Origin of the sequence: Emticicia agri (assembly GCF_004168285.1) — a bacterium.
In the GTDB taxonomy this organism is placed as follows: domain Bacteria; phylum Bacteroidota; class Bacteroidia; order Cytophagales; family Spirosomataceae; genus Emticicia; species Emticicia agri.
This window is the reverse complement of record NZ_SEWF01000015.1, coordinates 141,477-157,489: the sequence shown is the minus strand read 5'-3', so window position 1 is coordinate 157,489 and position 16,013 is coordinate 141,477. Positions and strand designations below refer to the sequence as shown.

General features: G+C 42.0%; 11 protein-coding genes. 4 read left to right on the top strand and 7 right to left on the bottom strand.

Going from position 1 to position 16,013, the window contains the following annotated elements:
* The 4 genes from EWM59_RS12370 to EWM59_RS12360 form a co-directional block, all read right to left on the bottom strand.
* Positions 1-881 (bottom strand): hypothetical protein (locus EWM59_RS12370; protein WP_130021289.1); only part of this gene is annotated, 881 nt, incomplete at its 3' end.
* Positions 878-1,042: a hypothetical protein gene (locus tag EWM59_RS27615; RefSeq protein WP_165372164.1), complete on the bottom strand. Its 165-nt coding sequence runs from the start codon at positions 1,040-1,042 to the stop codon at positions 878-880. The genes EWM59_RS12370 and EWM59_RS27615, both read right to left, overlap by 4 nt.
* 286 nt (positions 1,043-1,328) lie before the next feature.
* Positions 1,329-2,483: a YncE family protein gene (locus tag EWM59_RS12365; RefSeq protein ID WP_130021288.1), complete on the bottom strand. Its 1,155-nt coding sequence runs from the start codon at positions 2,481-2,483 to the stop codon at positions 1,329-1,331.
* Between the two features lie 26 nt (positions 2,484-2,509).
* Entirely contained in the window at positions 2,510-4,639 is a 2,130-nt protein-coding gene (locus EWM59_RS12360; protein WP_130021287.1) for an outer membrane protein assembly factor BamB family protein, read from the bottom strand.
* A gap of 345 nt (positions 4,640-4,984) precedes the next feature.
* On the opposite strand from EWM59_RS12360, the gene EWM59_RS12355 reads away from it, so the two are divergent.
* From EWM59_RS12355 to EWM59_RS12345, 3 genes are all read left to right on the top strand, one after another.
* Positions 4,985-5,842, top strand: coding sequence for an ROK family protein (locus EWM59_RS12355; protein WP_130021286.1), 858 nt, complete (start codon positions 4,985-4,987; stop codon positions 5,840-5,842).
* Positions 5,843-5,961: 119 nt separating this feature from the next.
* Positions 5,962-7,215 (top strand): MFS transporter, encoded by a 1,254-nt coding sequence (locus EWM59_RS12350; RefSeq protein WP_130021285.1) that lies wholly within the window; start codon positions 5,962-5,964, stop codon positions 7,213-7,215.
* A 72-nt stretch (positions 7,216-7,287) separates the two neighbouring features.
* The gene (locus EWM59_RS12345) at positions 7,288-8,451 is read left to right on the top strand and encodes an AraC family transcriptional regulator (RefSeq protein ID WP_130021284.1); all 1,164 of its coding nucleotides are present in this window, start codon (positions 7,288-7,290) and stop codon (positions 8,449-8,451) included.
* Between the two features lie 63 nt (positions 8,452-8,514).
* On the opposite strand, the gene EWM59_RS12340 is transcribed toward EWM59_RS12345, so the two are convergent.
* From EWM59_RS12340 to EWM59_RS12330, 3 genes are read right to left on the bottom strand one after another with little or no spacing between them, the layout of a single operon-like run.
* Positions 8,515-9,417, bottom strand: a complete 903-nt coding sequence (locus EWM59_RS12340; protein WP_130021283.1) for a dihydrodipicolinate synthase family protein — start codon at positions 9,415-9,417, stop codon at positions 8,515-8,517.
* 4 nt (positions 9,418-9,421) lie between these two features.
* The gene (locus EWM59_RS12335) at positions 9,422-11,770 is read right to left on the bottom strand and encodes a hypothetical protein (protein WP_130021282.1); all 2,349 of its coding nucleotides are present in this window, start codon (positions 11,768-11,770) and stop codon (positions 9,422-9,424) included.
* Positions 11,771-11,773: 3 nt separating this feature from the next.
* Complete coding sequence (locus EWM59_RS12330) at positions 11,774-14,449, bottom strand: glycoside hydrolase family 2 protein (protein WP_130021281.1); 2,676 nt, start codon at positions 14,447-14,449, stop codon at positions 11,774-11,776.
* 236 nt (positions 14,450-14,685) lie between these two features.
* Between EWM59_RS12330 and EWM59_RS12325 the strand changes: the two genes are divergently transcribed.
* Positions 14,686-15,993, top strand: coding sequence for a photosystem II biosynthesis protein (locus EWM59_RS12325; protein ID WP_130021280.1), 1,308 nt, complete (start codon positions 14,686-14,688; stop codon positions 15,991-15,993).
* Positions 15,994-16,013: the final 20 nt, after the last annotated feature.

Sequence of the window (16,013 nt, the reverse complement as noted above, 5' to 3'; positions counted from 1 at the left end):
CAACCCGTTTTGAGACATTTATGAAAATCTTCACAGGTAGTCCATCTGCGGGTATAGGTATCAATAATAGCTACCGCCTCTGCTAAAGTCTTTACCGGCACATTGGTAAGTATCATCCAATGGGCTAAGTCTTGTCCTTTGATAGGTTGAAGTTGCTGCAAGGTGAGTACATAAATAGGTTTAATTAAATCCTGTAAGTCAACTTTTGCAAAAGTAATCTGACACTCACATAGGTGTGCTTTGCCTTTGGCATCTAAGAGCGAACGTTCAACAATCCCACCAGGGGTTAAACTTTGCAAATAGGGCTTCAGGGTTTGAGTACTGTTTTTGAGTTTACGGTCATGTCTGCCATTGATAATAAAGAGTTGTCGATGGGTAAGTGCATAATTGAAGACCTCTGCCACATCAGCTTCTTTATCAGCTACTTGTACAACCGATATACCCGTTTTACGTCCATATTTACGGGCAAAATCAATGGCTTCAATCCATTTAGCACTCTCCTTTTCTTCAAAAGGACGCAGGTGTCTTTGATGACGTTTACCATAATCATCCCTATCTCTTTGTATGAACTCTTGGATGGGTAAGCCTAAAGGTACATAATGGTTGTCTGTCAGAATACCATTATGTATTAATACTCCATTATCGCTTCCGGTTTGAAGGTAGCCTAAATCCATCTGACGGGTAGGATAATTGCCCACTGTACTATCCTGAAACAGATAATAATATTGTTTCTTATCTGGTAAGGACTGTGTCAGAGAATACGCAATCAACCCTTTACGATAAGACTTAATAATATCCGCACAGTTAAGCTCGCTATTATTCACTAAACGATAGAGTCCTTTCAAGGCATATTGATTTTTGAAAACATGAGGAAAACTCAAGCTACTATCTGTCTTAAATAGTTCAGATTGGCAAAAAAACACCTTTTATTCAGACGTTTATCGCCAAAACGATAATGTTGCATCTGATAAGAAATCACCGATTCTATTACCATATAATATTCTGTTTTGGTCTCTATGTCAAAGAACGTAATTTTTTGCAAAAATACCCAACTTATGGGTAAGACACACCTCCCTCGGGAGAGGGGTTGGGGCGGCCGCCGCGCGGTGAGGAAAAATTCCAAACGGTTCGCCGTAGCGATATTATTTGGCACAAAAAACTTTTGAGACAGCCCCGTTTTTTCATTCATAGCCCTTTCCTACCACTATCTCCCCTCCTTGCCTCGCCTCATCTTTGAAGCAATTGGCCAATGGTATTTTGCGATATTTGTGCGGAGGGTAGTTGTGAGGAAAAAGGTTATGAGGGTGAGTTGTTTCATAGTGAGTTGTTTAGTCATTAACCACCTTCCCCATCCCAAACTGGTCGCCGGTTTTTATGGGTTTCTTGCCGCTGAAATGGATTTCTACCATTTTTTCGCTTTGTACACTGTTATAGTTTTTGTCTTCCAGACTGGCAATGATTTTACGGGTTTTTACATCAATAATATCTCCGGTTGCCGAAAAAGCGTGTTTACCATCGAGACTAAAACTAATCCAGCCCGGCATATCTTTCACCGTAATGGTGTTTACCTGTCTGGGTGGCATTACGGTATTGTCAAATATATGCAAACGGTTGTTGGCACCATCACATATCCACACCTCTTTCTCGTCAGGGGTTAAGGCAATGCCATGTGTCGGGCAACCGTGACGTTTTACTTCACCCTTGTTAAAGCCCTGTACTTCTATTCTGTACAGTTTTTTACCTGTTTTTATGTCTCCTATCTCAAAACCTAATAAATTATTGATATTAACATAGGCTAATGTTTCTGCCCCGTTAATAGTAAACGGACGCACCTCTGCATTGAATGGTCCAATCTGTTTGGCAATGGTATGTGTTTTAGCATCGGCTACTGCCAGATAAGGAGATTTGAGTCCGGCCAGATATACATACTTGCCTGATAGTCCATAGAGCGTATTATGCGAACCCGAATTAGTAACAATTTTTGTAATAATATCCCCTGTTTTAGCATCAATTACATTCCAGAATTCTTTTTCCAATGAGGGCAGGTAGATGGTTTTGCCATCGGGTGAAACCGCCATTCTATCAGCACCGCCTTCAAATGGCTTTTCCCAAACCAGTTTTTCGGTAGTCAGGTCAATACATTGCAAGCCTTCAAGCGTACTGATATAAATACAATTGGTAGCCAGGCTCACACAAACGCCCTTCACATTTGATGGCTTCCCATCAGGATGAAAGCCCGAGGTCGGGATAAACTTTACAAATTTGTAGTGATTATCCATATCGAACACCTGAATGCCATGCCCGCCGTAGCCCAGATAATCGCGCACACCGGGGGTAGCCACATACAAATACCGCTTGATTTTAGGGTTTTGCCGATTCTCTTCTACCACAGGTTTCCAGGCAGCTATTAAAATTGTTATGAGGAGTACAAACCCCCGGCCCCTGAAGGGGAGTTTATTTAACAATAGTGAGAAAGATTTCATAATTTATGTTTATCAAAGGTTGAGATTTAAGGTAAGGCAAAGGCTATGTATTTATCGCTCGATTTGCTTTTAAGTTTCCCCCCGCCACAGGCAATGACTACATATTGTTTTCCATTCACAGCATACACGCTTGGTGAGGCATATCCGGCGGCAGGTAGTTTAAACTGCCACAATATTTTTCCGGTTTTACGATCAAATGCTCGGAACTGCTCATCTTTAGCAGCTGCAATAAACAACAGTCCTCCGGCAGTAACGGCTGCACTGCCATAATTATCGGTTCCGGTGGGTGCAATACCTCTGGCGGTTAGTTCGGGATACTCGCCCAAGGGTACCTGCCACTGGCGTTTGCCTGTATTCATATCAATGGCTGTGAGTGTTCCCCAGGGAGGTGTACTGACAGGATACCCATCGGTATCGTACCAGCGGTTATAGCCTGTGTGGGTATAAGGCACTTTTGACAGTTTCGATGCTGTATTAGCTTGCGTTGAGGTATTTTTGCCTGCTAAAAAATCAATAATGGCTTGTTTATCTGCGGCTTTTATATGCGTAAGTGCGGGCATCATACCTCTGCCTTTCGCCATTATCTGCAAAATAGCCGCTTGGTTATACTTAGTGGTTATATTCAGTAAACCCGGTATGGTACCATCATGATTCCCCTCACGGTCAGCACCATGACAAGAGGCACAATAGGTCTGATACAATTGTTTTCCTGTTACAGACGCCTTACCGGCCGCATAATCAGGGGCATCTATCAATGAACTAAATACAGGATTCTCTTTAGCAGGCACATACATGATACTGTTTTCGTCAACGGCTGCCCCACCCCATTGTGCCCCACCATCGCTACCCGGAAAAAAGAGTGTACGTTCACGACCTAAAGGAATAAAAGGTCTTCCGGTATTTGATTTTTTCAGTATCTCTCTGATTTCTTCTTTATTAGAAGCCAACGGGTTCACGTCATTTACAGTAAAACTTTGTCGGGTAAATGGCTCCGGCAATACCGGAATGGGTTGTGTCGGTGCCGCTTTTTCTCCCGGAATTTCTGATGCCGGAAACGGACGTTCTTCAATCGGAAAAACAGGTTTACCTGTTACCCGGTTAAACACAAAAGTAAAGCCCTGTTTACTCACCAACGATACCACATCTGTTTTCTTTCCGTTCTGGGTGATGGTAAACAAATTCGGCGGTGCCGGAATATCTCTGTCCCAGATGTCGTGATGTACGGTCTGAAAATGCCAGAGCCGTTTACCTGTGGCAGCATCGAGCGCAAGCAGGCAATTGGCAAAAAGGTTATCACCTTTGCGGTTTCCGCCATAAAAATCAAAAGCGGCCGAGCCTGTTGGTACATAAACAATCCCTCTTTGTCGGTCAATAGCCATGCCCATCCAGCTATTAGCTCCACCTGTATTCTGGTAATTCTGTTTTTCCCAGGTATTGTATCCATATTCACCCGGACGTGGAATGGTATGAAAAGTCCAGATTTTCTTCCCTGTTTTTACATCATAGGCTCGAATATCCCCCAATAAAGCCGAGGCGCTTTCAGATACTCTTGTGCCTACTATCAGCACGTTTTTATAGACTGTGGCAGGGGTATTGCCCACCACATATTCATCAGCACCCGGGCGAGTGATGCCGTCTTTAAGGTTTATTTTTCCATTTGTGCCAAAACTGGTAATTGGTTGACCATCTTTAGCATTCAGGGCATACATCAAAGCCCCGTAAGCAAAGAAAATACGAGCTTCTTTGCCGTCTGTCCAGTAGGTTACGCCCCTGCTGGTCATATTAAAGGTATCATCATTCAATCGGGTTTTCCAGATTTCCTTACCCGTGGCGGCCTCTAATGCAAAAGCCTGAGACCCTGCCGAAACCCCATACAGTACGCCATTAATGATAATAGGGTTACACTGCATCTGCGTGGTATTCTTTACCGTATCTGCACCACCGGAGGCATATTGCCACACAGGTTTCAGCCCTGCTACATTTGCTGTATTGATTTGCGTAAGCGGCGAAAAATGGTTTTTATCAGCCCCTCCGTTATATTCTGTCCAGTCAGTATCCGGTACATTAGTATTTGTCGCACTCAGGGTAATACAGGTAATGCCTACAACGGCTGTGAGAAGTTTGAAAGAAAAAGGAAGTTGTTGGTCAGGTTTCATTGTTTTAATCAGGGTAATAGACATATCATGCAAAATACAAAACGGCTCTAAGAGCTACCTGAACTCTGCGCTTGTTTTATAGTTGAATAGCGTTCTCAAAAGTAGTAAAATTTAGTTCAATTTGGTAAACCAATTGCTTAATCTGACCATCGAAATTTAAAAAATCAGCAAACAAAAATTTAAAATTCCCTCCGCAAACGATGGTATCTTTTTGTTGATAGGCAGTATTGTACATGTGAGTAGAATGTAATCAATTACGCCATACAAAAACTATAAACTATTGGAAAAAGACTTTATATAAAATATAAAGCCCGTAAACCAATGGGCAAACAAATCTAAATACTTATGAATATAGGGGTTGACTTGGGAGGAACTAAAATTAAAGCGGGTGTCGAACTAAACGGCACTGTTATCAAGCAGGAAACTATTTTGCTGAAACAAAAAGATTCTCTATCATCTACACTACAACAATTAATTGGTTTAATCAGGCCTTTAATGGCTTATTCAGCAAGTAGCATCGGCATTGGCGTACCATCAGTAGTAGATACTCAGAAGGGTATCGTGTATGACGTGGCGAATATTCCATCGTGGAAAAAAGTAGAATTAAAAGCCATTCTTCAGGAAGAATTCAATGTGCCTGTGTTTGTTAATAACGATGTCAACTGTTTTGCTTTGGGAGAATGTCGTTTCGGAGTAGCTAAAGGCTTTCATTCTGTGGTGGGCGTAACAACGGGTACAGGCCTGGGTTCAGGAATTATTATCAATGACGAACTTTATACAGGCAATAACTGCGGTGCCGGAGAAATTGGTTTACTGCCTTATCTCGACAAAAATTTCGAGTATTATGCCAGTAACAATTTTTTTGAGGCTATTCACGGTACTACCGCTTTAGCAGCCAATCAGGCCGCAGTGGCCGGAGATAAACACGCCATTGCGCTCTGGGAGAAATTCGGCATTCACCTCGGGGCGGCATTAAAAGCCATCATGTATATTTATGACCCCGAAGCCATTGTGCTGGGCGGTTCGTTAGCCAAAGCCTATCCATTTTTTGAAACAGGCATGTATCAGGAGCTAAACGACTTTTCGTTTCCTCAATCTCTAAAACGGCTTAAAATATTTCAGTCAACAGACGAAAACATTGCGCTGTTAGGCGCTGCCGCCCTGATTCCGCAAGAATTGAAAAATTATGTATTGAAAGATTAAAAAAGCTATTGTAGCCATATTATACATCATCTGTCTGAGGTTATCCCTTATCTGATTTTTGATTTTATCTGCAAATACCTTACCTTTAAAACACTCAACCCAACAAACCAAGGCTCTCTATGAAAAGTAATACTTTTATTGTTATTCTTATTCTGTTTATCTTCTTTGTTATTTCTTTTCTGAGTAATATTCTTGGGCCGATTATACCTGATATATCCAATAGTTTCGATTTAAGTCTGGGTTGGGCGGGTTTCTTACCCTTTGCTTTTTTTGTATCTTATGCCTTTGCCTCTATTCCATCGGGGGTAATGGTTGAAAAATACCGTGAGAAACGAGTATTGCTGTGGGCATTTATGCTGGCCTTTGCAGGTGCTTTGTTATTTGCTGTGGTACCTACTTTTTCGGTGGCTCTTATTTCGCTGTTTATTATTGGCTTGGGCATGGCTATGTTACAGGTGGTGATTAACCCATTGCTGCGAGTAGCAGGGGGGGAAGAAAACTTCGCTTTTAATTCGGTGATGGGACAATTGTTTTTTGGTGGTGCTTCTTTTCTGAGTCCTAAATTGTATAGTTATCTGGTGCTGAATGTGCATACCAATCCAAATCCGAATTTCGTTGTTTCGACCCTTAATGATTTAGTGCCTGCGGCCTTAAAATGGGTATCGGTTTACTGGATATTTGCCGTAATTGCTCTGCTGATGGTTGCCATTATCTGGTTTGTGCGTTTTCCGGAGGTTGTACTGAAAGACGATGAAAGAATAGATACAGGTAAGGCATTTAAAGAATTATTAGCCAATAAATATGTATGGTTGTTTTTTCTGGGCATTTTCTGCTATGTAGGCACCGAACAAGGGCTTGCCAACTGGATATCAAAGTTCTTGCAGATTTATCATAACGTTGACCCTACTACTTTAGGGGCTGATGTTATTTCTTATTTCTGGGGCTTACTGACTATCGGCTGTTTTTTAGGACTGATACTATTGAAGTTTTTCGATAGCCGGAGGGTATTAATACTATTTACCGTTGGGGCAATTGTCTCACTACTATCCGGCTTATTCGGACCGCTTGATGTAGCTATCTATGCTTTCCCTGCTGCCGGATTTTTTGCTTCGGTTATGTGGTCAATTGTGGTTTCATTGGCACTTAATTCTGTGCCTTATCATCATGGTACTTTCTCAGGTATTTTGTGTACAGGTATTGCCGGAGGTGCTGTAGTACCTTTAATTATCGGTGGTTTAGGCGAATTGTTTGAACTGCGTTATGCCATGCTGTTTTTGTTGCTTACCTTAGGCTACATTCTGAGCATAGGTATCTGGGCAAAACCGCTGGTAAATAATGCTACGCTGAATAGTTGGAAAGATTTGTTGAAGTAGCAGAAAAAAAATCGTGAATTGTGAATGGTGAATTAGCGAATAGCAATTTGAAGATAAGTCTAATTAGGAAATATGTATAAAATTATTCTTTTGATTGACTTTGCTGAGGAATATAGCAAGGCTCTTTTGAAAGGCATTGCTAAATATTCAAAAGAACATGGCCCCTGGATTTTCTGCCGGATGCCGCTGTTTCAACGTGAAACAATTGGGATGGAAGGTATTTTAGAATGGGCTTTGGAATGGGGAGCCGATGGGATTATCGGGCAGTTGTATAATGACCCGGCTGTAGAGAAATTTGTGGAGGCGGGTATTCCGGTAATTGCGCAGGATTTTAAAGAACGATTCAGGGATATTCCGAATATTACGGGAGCACACAAGGAAGCAGGCGAAATGGGCGCAGAATATTTTCTGCGCAAAGGCTTCAAAAACTTTGCTTTTTATGGGTTTAAAGACATTGTATGGTCGAGAGAGCGTGCCGAGGGTTTTGAAGAACGTATCAGCAAGGCAGGGTATAAAGTGCATTATTTTGAGCACGTAATGGCTCGCTCGACAGAAATATGGTACTACAAGCCCAGTTCCTTAAGCCAATGGCTTAAATCATTGCCAAAACCTATTGCGCTGATGGCTTGCGACGATAATCAGGGGCAACACATCACAGAAGCCTGCCGACATTCGCAAATCCGTATTCCTGAAGAAGTGGCGGTATTGGGGGTTGATAATGATGAAATGATTTGCGAGTTTTCTGACCCTCCACTATCAAGTATCGGGCAAGATGCTGAAAAAGGAGGCTATGATGCCGCCCGATTACTCGAACACATGATTAAACATGGCACTGCTGATTATTACGACATTGTAGTGAAACCCACACAGGTAGTTACCCGTCATTCTACCGATATTTATGCTACCAACGACGATTATATTGCCGCTTCGCTCAAATACATTCACCAGAATATTGATAAAAATCTGCAAGTAGATGATGTGGTGAAACAGGTACCGCTTTCAAGACGTGCACTGGAAAAACGCTTCCAGTACATTACAGGTTTGCCTATCTACAAGTATATTTTCAATCTGCGTATCGAAAAACTTACTCAAAAGCTACGTGAAACCGATATGACTGTCTTTGAAATTGCCTTGGATATGGGACTGACTGATAGCAAGAATATCGCCCGGCAGTTCAGACAAGTTAAAGGTTGCACGCCTATTGAGTACCGGAACAGATATCTGGCAGGGAAGTAAGGCTATGTTGTTAAAAATAGAAAGAATTATAATAATTGTGCCACAATTTTATCGCCTATAAATTCAAACCAATTCCTCTTCCAAAACCACTACCCGCTCTATCAGTTTATCAGCTATTGCTTCATGAATCGAATCAAAAGGCAATAAAGAAGCCCTCACGCCCGGAGTTTCATAAATCCCCTGACGATGCAGTAAACGTTTAAAAAAATGAATGGAAATAGCTAAATGCTGATTAGAAAAAGCCAATACAGGCAAAAGCTGATGAAATAACTGCTCGGCTTTTACAAATTCTCCTGCTTTGAAATACCGATAAATAGTACAATAGGTTTTGTGCATACCCGTAGGCATAAAAGCGTGTACACCTCTTTTCAGCCCCTCTATCATCTGGGTAACCGCCCAGCCTCCACTCAAATGCAATTTGCCGTCCGTCAATGCCAATAATCGGCTATATTTTACGCCTGCCGGAACAGTCTCTACTTTCAGGCAGCGAAACGCTTCTACTTCTTGAAATAATTCTACAATCAAATCATCGGGCAAGCCATATCCATTGGCGCTCCAATCCTGTAGCATGATGGTTTCTACCCCCAGACTAGCTAATTCATAAAACTGACTTTTGAATTGTATCTCATCCTCAAAAGGTATATTGAACAGAATATGCCTACAACCCATTGCCAGATATTCCTTTACTATCTGCTTACGCTTTTCTATATCGGGCTCTCCTGCTCCGGCAAAGACCGGTACTTTTCCTGCTACTTCCTCAGTTACTATTTCCACCATCTGCAAACGCTCTGCAATACTCAAAGTTGCTACCTCTGAGGCTAATGCAGGCACTAAAAAACCTGCTACGCCTGCCTGCAAAGCATATTGCACGTTTCTCCTGAGCGACTGTAAGTCAATATTTCCTTTTGTGTCAAACGGTGTGTTCAGCACAGTTACAATGCCTGCCAATGGAAACAGTTCTTTCATGGCTTTATTGTTTCAAAAGCCATACATCCGAAACCTTCGAGTGTTTACGCCAGTTCAAATGCGACTCTTCGGGTTCATCAAAAGTAACCTTAATCTGTCCGTCCTGACTTACATTCAAAGGCACTATCCATTCTTTGAAAGTTTCGTTTTCACGATTATATACAATCGGGCTCAATCGCTTGCCATCGACCCGTAAAAGTGCTTCACCCATACCAGCTACTCTGATAATGTAACGGGCATCAGCCTGCAGATTGTCATAAACCAACTCGGGATTATTCTGAAAAGTCTGTGTCGATAATCTGGCACGGCTGAAACCATTATCCCACCAGGCAATGTCGGTAGCATCATCAACAATAGTTTTTACTCTTGGCCCTTTGCTGGTGCTTGAAACATCATCATAAAAACTCCCTGCTCCCGGATTCTCCCAGGTACTAATCACTTTCAGTCTCGCCATTACTTTGGCATTGCTATCAGCTACTATCGGTTTCAGTTTTTTAAATTCATCCTCCAGCCACCAGCGGTTATTCAATGGATAATCTACAAAATCAAGCAAGCAACCACGTTCATATCCTTTAGCTTTGTGTTTAGGCACACTGGTTTGCAAGCCGATAGAATTATATAAAGTCTGGCACAATTGCTCTATTTTCTTTCTTAACTCATAGCCTATCGGCATTTTTTCAGCTTTTTCTAAGACTTCCCAGGCCAAAATCATTGCCTTATCTGCTCCCGTTTGTGGTGCTTTTGCTAAAATACTATTGGCTTGTTTTTCAAGGTCCTGCTCGTAAATTAATCTCCGGCGAGTATAAGTGTCGTAATACGCTCTTAACAATAAAATCTGCCAACGCCAGTTTTCATTAAGTTGCGGCGTGGCTTTGGTTTCCATACCCTTCCAGAAGGCAAACGTAGCTTCTACGCCTCCGTTTTGTGCCAAAGGACCTTTCCAGTTATTTTCAAGGGCGGCTATACCATCGGCCATATTATCGGCTAAATCTTTCCCGAAGAAAAAGTTGCTGTAATCAACCATTATTTCTCTTACATCCATTTGCGTATCCCATGCCCGCATGCTCCATACTACTTTGTTCATATCATCATGGCAACCATCTGAGTAAGACACAAAACCATCAGTAAAAGCCGCATAAGTCTGGTGGATAGCCGCAAACTCATACGGACGTGGATTACAAGCCTCTCTACCTAACGTAAGGGCATAAGCCTGGTCCCATTGGCGAACCGGAAATTCACACCTGACATTGTGCGTAAGGTCAGGGTACTCTCTATGCTGATAATTTTTAGGCAATCGGTAACGGGTTTCGGCCATTGGCGGACTACTTGGGCCTGATACTACCCCTTGCAACCAGGTTGGTTTGTTCTCTCTGAGGTATTGATAAAAATAATCTACCTGCTCTACACTAAAGCCTTGCAACGAAAGCCAGATTTTACCTTTCGGGTGATATTTTACCAGACGGTCGTGTAACTCTTTCAAAAAAGGTAAAACCTCTCTTGGGTGATTATCACCCGGGTCGCCGCCCGGCACAAAAATATGGTCAAGGCGAGGGCATCTTTTATAAAGGTCTTCGTGCAGGTTCAGTTCATCAGTCCGTTTTTTGGTATCAGTTAACTCAAATGTCACTGGCGTCCATACCCAGTAATCCTGGTCATACGCCTGACATATTTCGCTCAGTTTTACATTCATTTCACGTGCCGGAATCTTAAAATGCGGGCTTGGATTTTCATCTTCATGAAAAGGGATTCCTTCTACGGCATTAGAACCAAAAATAGCTAACTCTCTGATATACTGGTCGAATTGTGCCACTGTCCAGGCATCATAAGAATTGGCCGTATGCCGATACCCTAATTGATGCCCTCTTATCGGATATTCAGGCGAGGTAGCCACATTGGTTTTAGACTCTAACTGTATTATTTTAGGCAACAAAGTAGCTTTACGTAAGAGCCAACCTGCGCCAAACAAAACCCCTCGGGCATTTGCCCCTATTACCCATACTATCCCCCCTTTATCTGTCAGTTCTGTTACAATTCTGTACCCCTCTGCCTTAAATTCAGGCTCGTTTTTATCAGTGCTGACAGGGATAGCTTTACCTACCAATTCCTTATCGCTTGATAACACCAGCGCAATGGTATATTCATTACTTTTAGGTTGTGTAGTAATAGGCTTTAATACAATGGAAGTGCGTTTTTGAATCTCCTCTGTCAGCATCTTTACCGTCGTTTCTTTTACAGGCGATGGAATGGCATTCGAGGCAATAATATTAGCACTTTTAATGGTAATGGGTTGTGCGATGGCTATACCAAAGCATAGCCATAACAGGGCAGTGAGGTGAATAGATTTTCTGCGCATGGTTTATAAAGTCATCGGTTTTAATAGATTATAGCCTTGTATTCTGATAGCCGGAGTACCGCTTTTCAGGTCTTTTTTGAAATACCTCACTTTGATTTCTTTAACATCATTGGGCAGGATAGACACATAATTATCAGACCAGAAAACAGGAGTAATGGCAGCACCATTGGCTCCGTCTGCCAGTTCGGCTTCAACAAAGAAAGCCAACTTGTCGGAGGTATTTCTGAGTAACAAACTTAATTCGTACTCGTCTTTACTGATTTCTTTGATACTCTTCTCTGCCTTAATTTCTACTTTCGGCAAAGTATTCAACCCGCTGAAATCAGCGTATTGCTTTTGTGGCGTATAGAACCAGAAATACTTCGACCAGTCTAACTGGTCTTTTTGCGTAGCCAGCCAGTAGAAATTATTAGCATACTCTTGTTCTCCGTCTATATCCATCAGCGCAAGGTCAACAAAATATATTTCATTTTTACCCTTTAATTCAGGTAGATTTTTCCATTTCTTTATTGTATTTGGACCCAGGTTTAAAAGTTCTGTTTCATCTGCTATCTCTTTAGAGTTCTTATCAAAAGCCCTGATTAATACTCTTAAATTCTTCCATTCTTCTTGAGTATCATTACTTATATAGATGCCGTTATCATGATAATTATAGATGATATTTAAGGGTTGAGCAGCTTTTTTGGTACCATAGTAAGCCCCTGTCGGCATCAGGTAATAATCATACAACTGCCAGTAAAACTCAGGCCACGGCGAGTTAAGCATCCACTGCACTACGCCCGTTGCCACAGGTCTGTTAATCACAAACGCTTCAAACATCGGGCGGATGGCTTCATAGTTCATCAACTGAGATTTTAAAGCTAATTCTTCCAAGTTCTTTGGGGTGCCATATCTTTTATTCAAAGCATTCAGATACACCCCCATCGTATTAAAATCTTTACGGCCTGAATGGTAATTCCACATCTTGTTATCAGGTGGCCATAAGTCTGCTTCGGGAATCATTTTTCTGATACTACCAATAGGCGGTATCTGCGGCCCCGGCCCTGTTTCGCTGTTAAAACCAAAAGCACCGCCTAATTTCTTATCCTCAAACCAATATACAGGTGGCACATACTCATAAGGGCCGTTCATCTTCATACCCGATTTACCTGTTAGTTCACTGGTAAAATCTCCCGACGAAACCAGAAAAGGACGTGTAGGGTCATATTGTTTCAGCGTAGCCTGATACCGTTTTTCAAGCGAGGGTTTAGGCATGGCATCGCTGCCACCTGCCCATGTAAAAATACTTGGGTGATTGCGCAACCATTTTACCTGGTCTCTTAAATAATTCGATAGTAAGGTTTCTTCATCTGGTGTCAGCTTGACGGCATACAAATCAACTCCTTCATTAATCGGCAGGTTTTCATCACCGGGCTTCATTTTCAGTTCCATGCCCAGGTAATCCGGCCATTCCCATTGGCAACTCCAACCTACCATCAGCAGAATACCGTTTTCATCGCACAAATCATAAATATGGTGGTTATTACCCCATACACCCTCAAACCTCAATGAATTCAGATTCATTTCTTTCACGTAGCGAATCTGTGCTGCGTCTTTTTCGGGCATATAGCGTAAAAACAAATCATCTACCCAGCCCGCACTCTTTATCAGCACCTCTCTGCCATTTACTTTGTATCCTCTTACGTTTTTATCGTTCAGGTAAGTTTCAATCTTGCGTATCCCAAACCGGGTGCTTTGTTTATCAAGCAGGTTGGTATTTTCTCTTACTTCTAAATTCAACGTATATAGTTCAGGGTCTCCCAAGCCATTAGGCCACCACAAACGAGGATTTTTTATCAGTAACTCTTTAGTATCGGCAGGCGTAAATCTTACTTCTTTCCGTTCATTTGGGGCTAAAGTAAAGGTTTTCTTAAACTCAAGACTTTCAATATAACCTGTTACCTCTACTATTTTGGATACATCACTGTGGTTGGTTAGTTCTGTGCTTATGGTCAGAGAAGCCTGTTTCAGGTCTTTCGGGTCAAGGTCGGGTGCCACAAAAGTAGCATTTATGGATACTTTACCTGAGCGTTTCAGTCTGATGTCCCGATAAATGCCCATATAATGGTCGGGCGGTGTAGGTGCCCAATCTACAAAACCCATATAGAAATCTCTTACCTGTGGCGGAAATACCTCTATCAATAACACATTCTCGCCACTTCTGGCGGCTTTGGTAATATCTGCTTCAAACTGTCTGAATGCCCCGAATAAAGTATCCTGTGAAGCTACCTGTACCCCATTGAGCCAGAAATTAGCCCGGTAATTCACGCCATCAATCAGTAAGGTCAATTGCTCTTCTTTAGCGTTTAAATCTTCTATCTGAAAGGTGTTTCTGAACCACCACGAGTTCTCGAAAGGTGCACGGGGGATACTCTCTAAGTTTTTACCCATAAAAGGGTCTTTATATACGCCTGCCTCAACCAATGCCCCTAACACAGTAGTCGGAACAGTAGCTTTTACCCATTTTCCGGGATTTATTAATTGCGTTGAAAGGGTCTTGGCATCTGTATTGGTCTCTTTGGTAGAGGCAATTGTCCAGTTATCGCTTAGGGTTCGTTCTTCCACTTTTACTTTTGTGCCGCAACTCATCATCAGATAACTGCCGAGCAGACCCAAGAGTAAACACCATCTTTTATTCATGTCTGTTTGTGCTTGATTTATGTTATACTATTACTCGTAAAAATATATTTTGGACTATTGCCAAGCAAAATATATGAGGGTTAATAGTCTTTTTTTCAATGATAAAAGTATTCTAATGTGAGTCCGATAGAACAAGTCCCAGAGGGACTGTAAATACCTTACAGGTAGCCATTTATCTATCTCACTCGTGTTATTCTAAGAAACTCTATTCAGCCTTAACTATTTTACCTGAACAAATGAAAGACCGACAATTACACCTCAGCATGTTAGTAGTTGCCCTATCGCTCGGAACAGCATGGGCTATTCGTGGACAATTCGGGCATGAACATGGGGCTGCCTGGGCAGGGGGCATTGGTTGCCTGAGCTTACTATTGGTTGCGAAACGTAGCGACTGGTACACGAAGTTTTTTAGTGCTACAATGGCCGGGGCATTAGGCTGGGGTCTTGGGGGTATTATGAGTTATGGTATCGTAGTTGGCTACGGACGAGCCGATGATTTTGTGAATGCCTATTATGGACTGATGATGTTGTTTGTGATTGGGGGCTTGTATGGGTATATCGGTGGCGGTTTGTTTGGACTGGCCTTAGCAGACACCGCTAAAAATCCGGTGAAATGGGCTAACCTAATGGTAGAAATGATTGCAGGGGCTACCCTGTTTTATTTTTTCATGATAATTGAATTTGAGTGGTTTATGACCCCTCCCCGCTCTGAAATGTGGGCGACCTGTTTTGGAGCCGCTGTTGCCCTGACCTGGTTTATGATTCGGCATCAGCAAAACTCGGCTTTGAGAGTAGCTGTTTTTTCAGGTTTAGGGGGTGGTTTTGGTTTTGCCTTTGGTAATTTCCTTCAGATTTTAGGTAGTATCTCGGGAGTTAAATTCAACTTTTGGAATGTAATGGAATATACACTGGGCTTTTTTGGTGGCTTGGGTATGTCATACGGCACCCTGACTTCTTCGTGGGAAAAATCGGAGAGCTCTCAGAAGAAAAGCTCGGTTTTATTTCCACTGTTAATGATTGTGCTGATTATTCCGTTTATCATGTGGCAACAAAACTTTGAAACCAAGCGTATTTATGACATGCTGATTAAAATCAATGTATTAGATGGCAGCCCTCTATTTGCTTTAAGCGAGTGGAGTGGTCTGGTACTTATTGTAGTATTTGCCCTTATCTGGTTCTATAAGTATTATATCAGCCAACCGGGTAATGTAATTTATAGCTACAAAGAGGTACATACTTTTTTTGTGGCTCATCTGAGTCTGTACATCATTCTGAGCTGGATTATTACAGGTGCGCTCATCAGCACTTACCGCCCCGAACAATACTTATATGCTATTAATCTGGTGGTAATACTTATTCTAATCAATAAAACTCAGCCATCTTTTGCAAGCCACACCATAGGCCTCAGAAAATGGTCTTTAAATATGGCTGGCATAGTTGTGTTTATTGCTTTACTGGCACTTATTGCCATTAGTGCCCATGATGAACTGAAAGGCGCACAAAAAAGATTCGGGGTTGAGCCTGTGGAAGAAGTTGCTAAATAAGTATTTAGGCAGGTCGAACA